Origin of the sequence: Eubacterium sp. 1001713B170207_170306_E7, from assembly GCF_015547515.1 — a bacterium.
Taxonomy (GTDB): Bacteria; Bacillota; Clostridia; order Eubacteriales; family Eubacteriaceae; genus Eubacterium.
The window spans coordinates 183440-196980 of the sequence record NZ_JADMVE010000007.1 but is presented as its reverse complement, the minus strand read 5'-3'; the positions used below and the strand labels follow the sequence as shown (position 1 = coordinate 196980).

The window sequence follows — 13541 nt, the reverse complement described above, 5'->3', positions numbered from 1 at the left end:
ATATTTATGTCAAATTTCTTAAACAGTTAAATCGACAGGATCTTTGCAATTTTATACATGTCTTTACGGAAAGCTTTCGGGGTTTCCAGCGCTTCTTCAAGGGGAACCATGATGTACTCGCCCTTGCGCTGTACCACGACATTTCCGGTATTGTCATTAACGATCGCCTCTACCGCTTTATAGCCCATAAAGCTCGCGAGATTACGGTCAAAATGAGACGGCGACCCACCTCTTTGGATATACCCTAAATTGGTGCCTTTAGTTGTAACCTGTGTCAATTCCTCGATTTTTTTACAGTAATCGCGGTAACTGCCGCAGCCCTCGGCCAGCATGACAATGCTGTGAAGCTTGCCACGGTCCTTGCCGGCCAGCAGCCGGTCACAGATGCCCTCAAGATTGGTCTCAATTTCAGGGATGATCAGCGCCTCCGCGCCGACAGAGAAGCCCGCGTACAGGGCAATATCTCCGCAGGTGCGTCCCATCACCTGCACCACGTTGATCCGGTTGTGGGAAAAGGTGGTGTCACGGATCTTTCCGATGGCTTCGATGGCTGTGGTCACCGCTGTGTCAAAACCAATGGTGAAATCGCTGGCGCCAAAGTCATTGTCAATGGTTCCAGGAATCCCCACAACGCTCACGCCCAGCTTTTTCAGCGCCAGCGCACCGCTCAGGCTGCCGTCCCCGCCGATAATGATTAAGTGCTCAATCCCATATTCTCTCAAAACTTCCGCCGCACGCTTCTGTCCTGCCTCAGTCGGGAAAAACTCACTTCTGGAGGTTCTTAAAATGGTCCCGCCCTTTTGCAGAATATCTGCGACTGAATAGACGTTTAATGGGCTGATATCTTTATCCAGCAGGCCTGCGTAGCCGCGATTGATGCCGTAAACATCAATTTTATGATAAATGGCTGTCCGGACAACTGCCCGGATCGCCGCGTTCATTCCTGGTGCGTCACCACCACTCGTTAAAATACCAATTTTCATTTGAGTACCTCCACTTTATTCTGCCCCAGAATCGCTTCCAGGTTATTTATTAATTCATCACAGACTGTTACCCAAAGGTTCTTGTCTGCGCCAAATTTTTTATGTTCCTTTTGAAAATGCAGCTCCACCGGTATCGGCCCCGGTGTTTTCATTAAAACGGATTTGATTTCTTTTAGCAAGGGCTTTTGTGTAAAATCTGTAAAATGAATGACCAGCTTTTCCTTTTTATCCAAAGGGGCATACGCGGCCTTTTCCTCTTTGACCTGCGGCATATCCGCTTTCAGACTTAAAGGATAAACCTGTTCACAGATTACAGACACGTTCATTTCTTCATTATAGTTTATTTTGCCTCTTACAATTATCGCGTGATCCACGGTCAGGAGCGGCCGGTACTTCTCCAATGTATTGGGAAATACCACCACCTCCAGGCGGCCGTACAAATCCTCCAGTGTCATAAATGCCATCAGCTTGCCGTTGCGGGTAATCTGGTTTTTGACATCGTCGATAAGTCCGCCGATGATCACTGCGCCGCCGTCCCGGATTCCAGAATCCCTTAAGTCTTCATAGCTGTCAAGCATACTGCTGTTAAGGTTTGTCTTTTCCTTTAAGGTATTCTCATACTTTTCAAGGGGATGTCCGGTAACGTACAGGCCAAGTACTTCCTTTTCCAGCGCCAGGCGCTGTTCCTTGGTAAAGGGGGCGACATCGGGCAGAAAGTCCTCCTTCAGACTGCTGTTCCCGCCAAAATCCAACAGCGAGATCTGGCCGGCCAGACGGTCGCGCTTTTCACGCTGTACCTGGTCTACCATCCGTTCGGCCCCGAGCAAAAGCTGGGCACGGGTACTGCCTGTATAGTCAAAGGCGCCGCCTTTAATCAGGCCCTCAACCATTCGCTTATTCAGCGCTTTCAGGTCTACCTTTTCACAAAAATCCCGGAACCCTTTGAAGGGCCCTTCGTTTTCTCTGGCATTTACAATTGATACAATGGCATTTTTGCCAAGGCCCTTGATGGCGCCCAGGCCAAAGCATATTTTGTTGTTTTTCACAGAGAACTTATCATAGCTGACATTCACGTCCGGCGGCAGCACCTTGATGTCATTTTTACGGCAGTCCTCAATATATTTAGATACCTTTTTTTCGTCATCCATAACAGAGGACATCAGCGCCGCCATAAATTCTGTGGGATAATAGCATTTCAGCCAGGCCGTCTGGTAAGCGATAACCGCATAAGCAGCGGCGTGGGATTTATTAAAAGCGTACTTGGCAAAATCCTTCATCTCTGCGTAAATCTGTTTTGCCACACTCTCAGGCACGCCCCGGCGCACTGCGCCGTCGATGATGGGCACGCCGTTTTCATCCACCTCACCGTGGATAAAAACCTCGCCTTCCTGGTCCATGACGTCGATTTTCTTTTTCGACATGGCACGGCGGACCAGGTCGCTTCTGCCCATGGTAAAGCCTGCCACATCTCTGAATATCTGCATAACCTGTTCCTGATAAACCATACAGCCATAAGTAACGTTCAGGATCGGCTCCAAAATCGGATGCAGGTACGTGATGGCTTCAGGACTCTTTTTATTTTCAATATATCGCGGTATCTGATCCATCGGTCCGGGGCGGTAAAGCGAAATTCCGGCGATGATATCTTCGAAATGCTCTGGCTGAAGATCGCGCATAAACGCGATCATCCCTTTGCTTTCAAGCTGGAATACCCCAAGGGTATCACCCTTTGACAGCATCTTGTAAACCTTGGGATCCTCGAGATTGATGCTGTCCAGATCAATGTCCATTCCCTGACTGTGTTTTATATTTTCAAGGGCATCGCGGATAACGGTCAGGGTCCGCAGCCCGAGGAAGTCCATCTTGATAAGTCCAAGATCCTCCAGAAGCCCCATGGGAAACTGGGTGGTTATCATGTCCCCGTTTCTGTAGAGCGGGACATATTCCATCAGCGGTTTATCTGAAATAACCACTCCAGCCGCATGGGTGGAGGCATGACGCGCCAGACCTTCCATGGACTCCGCCATGTCCAGCAGCTTGGAGACCTCGGGATCGCTTTCCTTCATCTTCCGCAGCTCGCTGTTTTCCTCCAGAGCCTTTTCGATGGTTACGTTCTGTCCCGGGTGCATTGGAATTTCCTTGGCGACCTTATCCACCGCATTATAGGGCATATTCAGGGCCCGTCCCACGTCGCGCACCGCGCCCCGCGCCGCCATGGTACCAAAGGTGATAATCTGCGCCACATGGTCGGCGCCGTATTTCCGGATAACATAGTCAATGACTTCCTGCCGGCGTTCATAGCAAAAATCGCAGTCAATATCCGGCATGGTGATCCGTTCAGGATTTAAGAAACGTTCAAACAGCAAATTGTATTTCAGCGGGTCCAGGGTGGTTATATCCAGCCCGTAGGCCACAAGGCTTCCCGCGGCGGATCCCCGGCCCGGCCCAACCATGATGTCATGATCCTTGGCGTATTTGATAAAGTCCCAGACCACCAGGAAATAATTGTCAAAGCCCATGGAATGAATCACGTCCAGTTCATAATCCATGCGTTCTTTTATTTCAGGCGTAAGCTCACCATAACGCACCTTAAGGCCGGCTTCGCAGAGCTTTCTCAGATAATCGCCTGCGGAGGCTTCGCCCTCCGGCAGCTCAAACTCCGGTAAATGGGCGCTTTCAAGGTCAAAGCTTACATTACAGCGCTCGGCAATTTTATTGGTATTTTCAATGGCCTCCGGCACATCTATAAACAGCCGGGACATCTCATCCGAGGATTTCAGATAAAATTCGTCATTCGGGAAACGCATCCGCTCTTCATCGTCCACAGACGCGGCTGTCTGGATACAGAGCAACACGTCGTGGGCTTCGGCGTCCTCTTTGCGGACATAGTGCACATCATTGGTTGCTACCAGCGGAATATCGTATTTCCTGGAAAAATCGACCAGTACCTCATTGACCTGGGCTTCCTTCTGCATCCGGTGATCCTGTATCTCGAGAAAAAAATTGCCTTTCCCGAAAATGTCCTGGTAAAGCTGGCAGATATCATTGGCCTTCTGAAGCTGCCCTTCAATGATCAAACGTGGAATCTCACCGCCGATACAGGCCGACAAACAGATGATGCCTTCATGGTGCTTCCTTAAGTATTCATGGTCGACCCTGGGTTTATAATAAAATCCATCAATGAAGCCTTCGGATACAATTTTCATCAGGTTTTTGTAGCCGTCATTATTTTCAGCCAGCAGTACCAGATGGTAAGGATTGGTGTCGATATTCCCTTCCTTCTGGTCCAGACGCCGGGGCGAAACATAAACCTCGCAGCCAATAAGGGGTTTAATGTCTTCCTCAAGGCACGCCTTATAAAAATCGACCGCACCAAAAAGCACCCCGTGATCCGTAAGCGCAAGACTTTTCATTTCTAAATCCTTTGCTTCTTTCACGAGCTGCTTAATTCTTCCAAAGCCATCTAAAAGGCTAAATTCACTGTGGACATGTAAATGTGTAAATTCAGATTCGATCTGGATTCCCTCCTTTCTTTGCTATTTTTCAATAATTTCTCATATTATATCACATTACGAAAACAAAATACACCCCCTATTGTCCCAGATGGATAATATTGTTCCCGGTTACAATTATTTTTATTTAAAAACTTATAAAGATTTTTTTAAATTAAATAGAAAGGCCTAGTGACTTATGGTATAATTGTCAATTATAAAATAAGTAAGGAGTGTCTTTTTATATGGGAAAAAACAAAACCGGCGGCATGAGTACCGGTAAAAAGGTGGCCTTGATTATCCTGGCCGTCATCATCGCCTTGTTTTTAGGCGGTGGTCTGTATGCTTATTCATATATTCAGAATACCATGAATAAAATGGATAAGGTCGATATTTCAAACAACGCCGAGGACCTGGGGGTCACCGAGAATAAAAACGCCGATATTGTCAATATTGCCCTCTACGGCATCGACGCTGAAGAAGGTGAGACCGGCCGTTCCGACTCCATCATGATTCTGACCTTAGACAATGTTCATAACCGCATCAAGCTGACCTCTGTCATGCGTGACTCTTATGTTGATATCGCAGGACACGGTATGGATAAGATTAACCATGCCTACGCCTTTGGCGGACCTGAGCTTGCCATCCGCACGCTGAACGAAAACTTCGGGCTTAATATCACAGATTTTATGTCCGTCAATTTTACCTCAATGCCTGAAATCATCGACATGCTCGGCGGCGTCAGCATTGACATTACCGAAGAGGAAATCGCAACCGGCCAGATTCCAGGGCTTTATCAGTCCGGCACCCAGCTTCTGACAGGTGAACAGGCCCTGGCTTATTCCAGAATCCGTTACGCCAGCGGCAATGACTTTAAACGAACGGAACGTCAGCGAACTGTATTGAATGCCTTGGTGGTAAAGATGATCCAGCAGCCTGTAACCAGCTATCCTGGTTTAATCGGTGATCTGGCTCCCTATATTACCACCAGCCTCTCTAATCAGGAAATGCTCGATATGACCACCAAGTACGGCGCCCTCGCAAAACAGGGGATCCGCCAGAACCGTTTCCCGCAGGATGACGATGCCAGCGGCCAGATGATTGACGGCGTGTATTACCTGGTCTTTGATATTCCAACTGTCCGTGAAAAAATGGATGCCTATATCTTTGAGGATCAAAGCATCTGACAATCTGATTGCAACAAAAAAGAACACCATTTATCGGTGTTCTTTTTTTTATATGCTTTTTAATAATCATTTGTAAAGGTAAAGGTTGAGCTTGCCCCGCTGCTGTCTGTAACCACAACCGTGTGCTTGCCAGACATATAGCTTGTTACCGTCCCGATAACCTCCATCGTCTCGCCGTCAAGCGTAACAGAGGTGACCTGCTGAGGGCTGGAGTAGGCCAGGGTTACAAACTCAGCGCTCACGGTTCCCCCGTTCACCAGTCCAGACGGGGTCTGGGCGGTAATTGTGGGGCCCTGTACCTGAGCCACTTCGCCTGTATAAGGTTCAGATTTAATGTCAGAAGCCTTTTTTCCGCCTTCTGCGGGAACAACCACGTTAGGATCAATGGAAAATCTTAAAACAGCCTTGCTGCCGCTATTGTCCTCGACGATGACTTCATAGGTGCCCGGATTTAACAATAAAGCCTCTGTTACCTTTTCCTGTGACTGCGGATCATTCAGGGACGTCCCGTTGACATAGGCATCCTTTAAATCCGAAGCCTTAAACATAACCGATACATCGCCATTCGTCACATTGTTTTCATTAAAAATATTGTTCGAGGTGATCGTAATCGTCGGGCTTGTGGTTTTATCCGTATTTTGTGCGGTTACTGTGGGCTGATCGCCATTGGCCTCAACCTTCTTTTTACCATCATTGTTCCAGGTTTTTAAACCATACACGATGATCACACAGAAAACCACAAACAGTATTACAATCACTGTGTTTTTTACCTGTTTCATTTATTGAATTCCCACCCCTCCTAAACGTTTTTTACCACTCTTCTTAAACGAAGGGAAAAAATGATGTTTTTTCTTAGGGCTGTATTCGGTCGGACTGCACTGAATCGTTCCTTTGTTGCTCAGAACAATTGCGGGATTCAAATTCATAATTTGTTCAAATTTTTTATGCCCGACAATTTCCTCAGCGCGGTTCAATGCTCTTTCCATCAGTTCATAGCTTTTAACACGGTGTGCGTCGCTGGCCAGAAACTGGACCATATTGTGCTCCAGCATGATCTCGGCCGTCTCTTTTGACGCACTTCCGTAAAAGCCTGTTAAGCTTAATGCGTTTGTCTGTATATAGGTTCCTTTATCCATAAAATCCAACAAGACATTGGGGTCTTCCCTGACAAAATCATATCTTTCAGGATGCGCTAAAATCGTTGAGTACCCCTTAGCCTGTAACCGGTAAAGGAATTCCTGTAAATGTTCGACACTGGAATCATGCCGCATGGTTTCCACTAAAAAATAATTACTCTTGTTCAGGGTGGTAAACTCACCAGTTTCAACCATCTTTATCATATCCGGTTCATAATAGAGCTCATTTCCCAAAAACAGCTGTATATTGATATTTTCTTCCGCAACTGCTTTTATCAAAGCCTTCAGTCTTTTTTTGTTCTCAGCAACTCTTGAAACAAAATTTGTATAGCTCATGTAGTGCGGTGTTAAAACGACACCGCGGAAGCCAATCCGCTCCGCAACTCTGAGCATCTCAAGACTATTTTCAATCGTCGGGGAGCCATCATCGATACCGTATAGCACATGCGTATGTATATCAATCATTCTGTTTGTCCCTTACTTTCCTTTTTTTTCTTTAATCTTCCGCTGCTTTTTCTCTCTCTTGCTTTGATGCTGATCCTCTTCGTAAGCACTGTAGTAATAGTAATATCCGCTCCGCTTGCTCACAGGCGCGTTGTTCGCTACAACACCGACAATATTACCATTGACATTGCGCAGTGTTTCAAGGGCCATACGGACCCCTTCCTTATTGGTAACACTGATTGCCGCAACCACGATATAACCGTCTGTTACATGCGAGAGCACCGCGGCATCCGTTACAACTCCGACCGGCGGCGCATCAATCAAAATATAGTCAAAGGCCTGTTTGAACTGGTTAATCAGGTCAATCAGACGTTTGCTGGCCAGGATTTCCGACGGGTTCGGTGGAATCGGCCCAGAAGAAATAATAAAAAGATTTTCGACATCGGTAGTCTGAATGGCCTCTGTGGCTTCACATTCTCTCAAAAGGATATTGGTCAGTCCTCTTTTATTTGGCTGTTCAAACAAACGGTGAATTCTGGGACGTCGCAGGTCACAGTCAATCAAAAGCACCTTTTTCTTCGACTGGGCGAGGGCAACAGCGTAATTTGCAATGATCGTTGATTTTCCTTCGCCTTTTCCGGTGCTTGTAATTGTGAGAACCCTTAACTCCTCATCAATATCTGCAAAGGTAATATTTGTACGCATATTTCTGAAAGCTTCAGAAATCGGGTCTTTAGGAGATTTATAGGTAATAATTGAATCCTTCATTATTTTTTACCTCCTTCAGAATGGGTCATCAGCTCTTCGGAATGGGGTATAACCGCCACAACCGGCACGCCCTCGATCAGCTCTTTTAGTTCTTCAACAGATTTAACACTGGTATTAAGCATTTCACGGATAAAAATAATGAAAACACTCACAACAATGCCTAGCAAAAAGGCAATCGCGACATTCAGCTTTAAATTCGGAGAAACTGGATTTGAGTTGACCTCCGCCGCGTCTACCACCTGCAGGTTGCTGATTTTCATTAATTCGCCAATATTTGACATGAATACTTTAGCGGTCTCATTGGCAATGTTGGCCGCTTCAACAGGATCCTCATCCGTCACCGTAATTTTAATCAGCTCTGTATCGTTGACGGTTGTGACATCAATCATTTTAGATAACTGGCCATCGCTTAAGTCAAGGTTTAAATTATTTTCGACCTCTGAAACAACGCTTTTACTTTTCGCAATTTCACTGTACGTGCCAACTAATTTCTGGTTTGTTAAAACTTCATTGTAATTCGCGTTTGCGTTTGTATCCGAATAACCCTCTGACTTACCAATCATTAGTGTTGTGTAGCTGCTGTACTCTTTGTTCATAAAAAAGATGGTAAACACAGAAACAACAATCATAAAACACAAGGTTAAAATGACAATAAATTTCCAGTTTTCCTTTAACATATCCAGTATGTCATGTAAACTAATCTCTTCCATCAAAATTTTCCCTTCATTATTTTATATACTTTAAATTATAACTATTTTATTATAACAAAAACAATTATAACTTAAAAGAGAAAGAGATACAAGGAATTTTTATATTCCTTGTATCTCTTTTTAAATATTAGTTTCGCGGTTAGGGTGATAGTCCGGAACGATTATTTTCAACTGGTCAATCACCTCCGTCATTGTTCCGCCATTGACAATTTGTTTCAATTTTTCAAGCTCTTCATTTATTATCATTTCATCAAAGACTTCTGCCTTTTCAACAAAAATATCCTTGTACCGTGTTTTATCAAACTCACCCATATCGTAGGAAAGCTCCTCAAACAATTTTTCCCCTGGCCTCAGGCCCGAAAAAACAATCGGCATCTCTGTATAAGGTTCATAACCGGAAAGGCGCACCATCCGCTCAGCCAGATCCTTAATTTTCACCGGCTCACCCATGTCCAGCACAAAGATTTCACCTCCATGGGCGATACTGCCGGCCTGGAGAACCAGCTGCGTCGCCTCGGGTATGGTCATGAAAAACCGCTCAATGTCAGGATGCGTTACTGTCAGCGGGCCGCCGTTTGCGATCTGTTCCTTAAATATGGGAATAACACTGCCATTGCTTCCCAGTACATTCCCAAAACGGACCGCCACAAATTCCGTCTTATTGTGCTGGTCGTAGAGCTGAACCAGCATTTCACACACGCGCTTGGTCGTTCCCATGACATTGGTAGGCTTAACCGCCTTATCCGTGGATATCTGCACAAACTTCTCAACCTCATACTCGACACAGGCATCCAGCACGTTCCTTGTGCCAAAGATATTGTTCTTCACGGCTTCCTTGGGTGTCTTTTCCATCAGGGGGACATGCTTGTGCGCTGCCGCATGGAAAACCACCTGGGGCCGATAGCGTTCAAACAAACTGTCAACGCTGGCTTTATCGCGAATACTGGTAATTTCCAGGTCCAGCCGGATGCCATAGCCGCTTTCAATTTCCAGCTCATGGATATAACGGCGCAGCTCCAGCTCCAGATAATACAGCGTGTTCTCATAAATGTCTAATATGACAAGCTGCTTTGGCTGATATTTAATGATCTGCCGGCAGAGCTCGGAGCCAATGGAGCCCGCCCCGCCGGTCACCAGTACGACCTTGCCTCTGATAAAGTCGGAAATCACACTTTTATCCAGATGGATTTCGTCACGGTCCAATAAATCCTCTATCTGCAGATCTCTCAGCTTGCTGAGGCTGACGTCATAGTTCAAAATATCGTCGAAGCTCGGCAGAACACGGACCGGACGGCCGGTTTTATGGCAGATCTCCGCAATTTCATTCATTTCCTTCTTGGGAACAGATGGCAGTGCGATAATGATTTCATTAACCTGTTCATCCTCGACAATTTCAGGAATATCCTCTCTTCCGCCCAGGACTGTCAGGCCATTGATCTTTTTCTTTTGCTTATAGACATTGTCATCCACAAAACCGACGACATAGCTTTTAAGCTCGCCTGCCGCAAGTTCTCTTAAAATTTTGATGCCTGCCTCGCCCGCGCCGATGATCAAAACATTTCGGCTGTTGCCCTTACCGCCGACACCCTGTTTTATGCGTCTTCCGGTCCGGTAAAAAATACGGATAGCCCCCACCATGATCAAATCAAACACAAAGGACAGAATCTGAACCGTCGTCGGAATCCCGGCGCCAATGGCAAAATAAAGCACAAAGGTCAGAATATTTGCCAGAATCACCGAAAAGGTGATCTGCCAGAGTTCTTCTATACTTGCATAGCGCCAAAGGGTATTGTACATGCCGGTGATAAAAAAGACAAGCACCTTAATGCCAATCCCCATGGCTAAAAACCAACGCGCACCGCTGACAAAATTAAAAGGAATTTTAAAATTGTAGGTCAGCAAAAACGCGAATAGATAGGATAAAAAGAGTACCACAACATCCAAGAAAATCAGGAATGTGACGCGTACCACTATATCCTTGGAATCTTTTTTCATTAACTTCTCCCATGTCTCAGACATATTAAAAGCATTATTGTTTTAAGCAATAATGCTTTTTAATTAATTTATTTATAAGTGATTATACTATTAAACAACCAATAAATCAATTTTTTATTTTATAAATCATCTATTTTTTGTGCTGTAAAGTTTAACAGCACCCATTAGAACTGGAGAGCATCGTTTATTGAAGTCTTTCCAGGGTAATCAAGCATACTTCAGGATTATCGAGGATCCGTACCGGTATGGTTCCGCTGCTGCCGATTCCTCTGTTTACAAACATAACCTTATCACCAATATGGTAGTCGCCTGCATAATATTGTGGCCAGAGGCTGTATTCAGGCGAAAACATGCCGCCTTTAAACGGTACATAAATCATCCCGCCGTGGACATGGCCCGTCAATGTCAGGTCTGCTCCCCAATCGGCATAGGCCTCAAAATAAAGCGGATTATGGGCCATCAGAGCCACAAACCGGGAAGCCTCTGCCGGTCCGATCAATTCCTCGACATGGCCTTCTGTGAGCTTTAATTGATCAAAATCCGGGTTTCTGCGGTCCCGGTAATAGGTCATTTCTATTTCCAAACCGTATAAATCAATACTTTCGCCGCCTCTGTTCAAAACGACCTTTTTATTATCCAGACGCATCACCCCCAGCGCCGCAATGCGCTCAAAATATTCACGCGCGCTTTTGGGGTCTGTTATCTCATCCACCGTTTCATGATTGCCCGCTGTATAATAGATCGGAATATCCGCGTCTATTTTGGGGATCAGCTCAAGAAACGCTTCGCCATCGTCATCCTGGGCTGCATTCAGCATATCTCCGGTTGCCACGATAACGTCCGGCTCCAGTTCATTGATGGTCTTTGCCAGTCCCCCGTTATTATCCGGAAACCTTTTCGAGTGAAAATCGGATATCTGGAGTATTTTATAGCCGTCAAAGGCTTCCGGTATATCCGCTGATTTCATGGTGTATTTTGTCGTCACCAAAATATTTTTTCCAAGGTACAGGTAAAGGCAGCATAAAATGATCACAAAAAGAACGCCGGCAATTCCCCACAGAATCCCGCGAATACGGATATCTTTAAAGGTTTCCTTCCACGGCCTGCCATCCTTAATACGCCTTATCCAGTTGACAAAAATGACAAATCCGATGCCTAAAAGGGCTCCGGCAGTATCAATACAGACATCTCTGAATTCACAGCTCCTGCCTGGAACAAAGCGCTGATGAAATTCATCGGTGCAGGCATAGAAAAAGCAAACCGCGATGGCCATAAAGAAACGTTTCTTCCGGCTGACATTTTTTCCGGTTGCCGTATATACCAGAATCCCCAAAATGAAATAAATCGAAGCATGGGCTGCTTTCCGAATAAAAAAGGAGATCCATAATTGCAGATGATTCAGCTGCACCTGCCGTATATCCGGGAATACCGTCTTAATGGCATGGAGAACCGCGCCGACCACACTCCCGCTTAAGGAGGATGATTCCGTGGCATTCTGTGCAGAAAACATAAAAATAACGCCCATCCATGCCGCGACGCTTATCCAAAGAACAACTCGTTTTTGCTTTTCACTCATGCCACACCTGCTCTCTCATCGTTTATAAAAATGGATTTATACCTTTTTTAAAATAGTATCATACTTTCAGGGGTGTTTCAAGCTTAACGGCCTTCTCAGCTTCAGAGCGGAAAAAGAAAAAGGACCGTACCTTGAGGATACGGTCCTTCACTTGCTTATTCAATATTGATCAGAACTTGGGCTGTGTCTTTGCCTGCGCCAAAACATCCATAATCTGTTCCATTGAAGAACCAATCGAAGCCTCGACGGCTCCAAAGATTGTTCCCTCAACAACAGGCGTATCGACAATTTTAATTTTATCCGGATTGTCTGACATTTCGATGGCCATTTCAGAGGTCATGATGGCTGATCCCATGTCCACAAGCATGATTACGCCGTCATCGGACATCACTTCATTGATGGCATTGGTAATTTTTTCCATATCAGTACCAATACTACCGTCCTGAAGGCCGCCTGCCGCCGCAATCTTGGCGTCCGCTGCCATCTGCAGAGCCAGCTCTTTGGCGCCTTCTGCCACTTTCTGTGAGTGTGATACAACAACGATTCCTACCATAGCTTACGCTCCAGCCAGCTCTCCGGCTTCTTTCGCCGCCTGAATTAAATAGGTGATGGAAGTCGCCCCGGGATCCTGATGCCCGATGCTGCGCTCACCCAGGTAGCTCGCGCGGCCTTTGGTCGCGATAATTGTTTTTGTATACTCAACGCCGTCCCATGCGGCAGCTTCAGCGTCGGCCAGTGCCGCCGCAATGCCTTTTCCCTCGCCGACAGCCTTGTCATAGGCTTCTTTAGCGGGTACAATAGCATCGAGCATGGTTTTTTCACCCGTAGTGGATTTACCACGCTGCTTGATTCCCTCAATAGCGGCTTCCAAAGCCGCGCTGATATCCTCAGCAGTCAGTGCTTCTTTGCCCTTTGAGGCCATTCCGGCTTTCATAAACGCAGTGCCATATAAGGGGCCTGAAGCGCCGCCAACAGTGGAAACCAGTGTCATGCCAACGCCCTTCAGGATATCATCAATATTCTTTTCCTCAAAGGTCGGCAATTTTTCCTCAACGGCTTTCATACCGCGGCTCATGTTAATACCGTGGTCCCCATCGCCAATGGCCTGGTCCATATCGGTCAAGGCCTGACGGTGTTCCTGCATTTTATCATTAAACAGATGGATAAAGCTTACTACATTTTCTTTTGTTGCTGCCATAATTAAGTCCTTTCTATCCTATTATATATATTCTATAAAAAAACACAAAGACA

11 protein-coding genes are annotated in these 13541 nt (G+C 45.9%); 1 reads left to right on the top strand and 10 read right to left on the bottom strand.

What is annotated here, in order from left to right:
• Positions 1–26: 26 nt before the first annotated feature.
• Both pfkA and I2B62_RS16900 read right to left on the bottom strand, forming a co-directional pair.
• Positions 27–983 carry a 6-phosphofructokinase gene (gene pfkA / locus I2B62_RS16905; protein WP_013381359.1) on the bottom strand — a complete coding sequence of 319 codons (957 nt, stop codon included), beginning with the start codon at positions 981–983 and terminating at the stop codon, positions 27–29.
• The gene (locus I2B62_RS16900) at positions 980–4498 is read right to left on the bottom strand and encodes a DNA polymerase III subunit alpha (RefSeq protein ID WP_195270249.1); all 3519 of its coding nucleotides are present in this window, start codon (positions 4496–4498) and stop codon (positions 980–982) included. The genes pfkA and I2B62_RS16900 overlap by 4 nt, the downstream gene beginning before the upstream one ends.
• A gap of 221 nt (positions 4499–4719) precedes the next feature.
• Here I2B62_RS16900 and I2B62_RS16895 point away from each other — a divergent pair, with 221 nt between their 5' ends.
• Positions 4720–5661, top strand: coding sequence for an LCP family protein (locus tag I2B62_RS16895; RefSeq protein WP_195270215.1), 942 nt, complete (start codon positions 4720–4722; stop codon positions 5659–5661).
• Between the two features lie 59 nt (positions 5662–5720).
• On the opposite strand, the gene I2B62_RS16890 is transcribed toward I2B62_RS16895, so the two are convergent.
• The 8 genes from I2B62_RS16890 to dhaL form a co-directional block, all read right to left on the bottom strand.
• Positions 5721–6440: a hypothetical protein gene (locus I2B62_RS16890; RefSeq protein WP_195270214.1), complete on the bottom strand. Its 720-nt coding sequence runs from the start codon at positions 6438–6440 to the stop codon at positions 5721–5723.
• A complete protein-coding gene (locus I2B62_RS16885; protein ID WP_195270213.1) occupies positions 6441–7262 on the bottom strand; it encodes a CpsB/CapC family capsule biosynthesis tyrosine phosphatase in 822 nt (273 codons plus the stop codon).
• A 12-nt stretch (positions 7263–7274) separates the two neighbouring features.
• A complete protein-coding gene (locus tag I2B62_RS16880; protein WP_195270212.1) occupies positions 7275–8009 on the bottom strand; it encodes a CpsD/CapB family tyrosine-protein kinase in 735 nt (244 codons plus the stop codon).
• Complete coding sequence (locus I2B62_RS16875; RefSeq protein WP_195270211.1) at positions 8009–8719, bottom strand: Wzz/FepE/Etk N-terminal domain-containing protein; 711 nt, start codon at positions 8717–8719, stop codon at positions 8009–8011. The genes I2B62_RS16880 and I2B62_RS16875 overlap by 1 nt, the downstream gene beginning before the upstream one ends.
• Before the next feature lie 120 nt (positions 8720–8839).
• Positions 8840–10714 (bottom strand): nucleoside-diphosphate sugar epimerase/dehydratase, encoded by a 1875-nt coding sequence (locus I2B62_RS16870; RefSeq protein ID WP_195270210.1) that lies wholly within the window; start codon positions 10712–10714, stop codon positions 8840–8842.
• A gap of 184 nt (positions 10715–10898) precedes the next feature.
• Positions 10899–12290, bottom strand: a complete 1392-nt coding sequence (locus I2B62_RS16865) for a VanZ family protein (protein ID WP_195270209.1) — start codon at positions 12288–12290, stop codon at positions 10899–10901.
• Between the two features lie 169 nt (positions 12291–12459).
• On the bottom strand, positions 12460–12843 hold the full coding sequence (gene dhaM / locus I2B62_RS16860; protein WP_195270208.1) for a dihydroxyacetone kinase phosphoryl donor subunit DhaM: 384 nt from the start codon (positions 12841–12843) through the stop codon (positions 12460–12462).
• A 3-nt stretch (positions 12844–12846) separates the two neighbouring features.
• The gene (gene dhaL, locus I2B62_RS16855) at positions 12847–13488 is read right to left on the bottom strand and encodes a dihydroxyacetone kinase subunit DhaL (protein WP_195270207.1); all 642 of its coding nucleotides are present in this window, start codon (positions 13486–13488) and stop codon (positions 12847–12849) included.
• Between the last annotated feature and the right edge of the window lie 53 nt (positions 13489–13541).